The sequence below is a fragment of the Pseudomonas sp. VEM90 genome (genome assembly GCF_054611535.1).
In genome coordinates, this window is the sequence record NZ_JBTRAR010000062.1 from 1 (window position 1) to 895 (window position 895).

At 67.4% G+C, this 895-nt stretch carries 1 protein-coding gene; it reads right to left on the reverse strand.

Features of this window, described 5'->3' with window-relative positions:
* Positions 1–895 (reverse strand): Ig-like domain-containing protein (locus ACYCCG_RS26020; RefSeq protein WP_459672319.1); only part of this gene is annotated, 895 nt, incomplete at both ends.

Here is an 895-nt window from a genome sequence, read left to right on the forward strand (position 1 = left end):
CTACGGAGGCATTACCAGCGGCATCGGTCGCGGTGGCCTGCAGGACTTCACCATCAATCTGCGGTGGGGTGAGGTTGATGCTGAACGCCCCGGTCGGGCCGACCACGGTAGCGCCCAGTTCGGTGCCGTCGGCAGCCAGGATGCGCACGGTGCTGCGCGGTTCGGCGCGGCCGGTGACCACGCTGCCGTCGGTATTGATCACCAGTTCGGTCGGTGCGGCAGGGGCGGTGATGTCGGGGGCGGTGATCTGGGTGGGCAGTGAGGAAACGCCGCCATCATCGATGGCGACCACGTCCAGCAGTTCGCCGTTGGCCTGGGCCGGGTCGAGGGTTACGGTGAAGCTGCCGTCGGGGCCAGCCACCACACTGCCAATCAGCGTGCCGTTGGCATCATGCACTTCCACGCGGCTGCCGGCAGGTGCGGTACCGCTGATGCTGCTGCCGTCTTCGGCGACCACCAGGTCGCTGGGGCTGACAGGCGCAGTGGTGACCGGGACTTCGAATTGCAGTGCCGAGGAAGCGTTGCCGCTTGGGTCGGTCTGCACCAGGCTCAGTTGCTCGCCCGGCTGCGCAGCCGGGGCGAGGTCGATCAGGAAGGTGCCATTGGCACCCACGACACCCGTGCCGATCACGGTGCCATTGGCATCGCGCACTTCGACGGTGGCGCCAGGCTCGCCGCGACCGCTCAGGGCCAGGCCGTCAGCGCCGACCAGGATGTCGGTGACCGCATCGGGCGGCGTAATGTCCGGCGCATCGAATTGCAGTGGTGCCGAGGCGTTGCCGGCGGCATCCACCACGCGAATGTCCAGAGCTTCACCATTGGCCTGGGCGGGGAACAGCGTGACGCTGAAGGTGCCGTCTTCGTTGACCAAGTCAGTGCCAATCAGGTTGCCGGC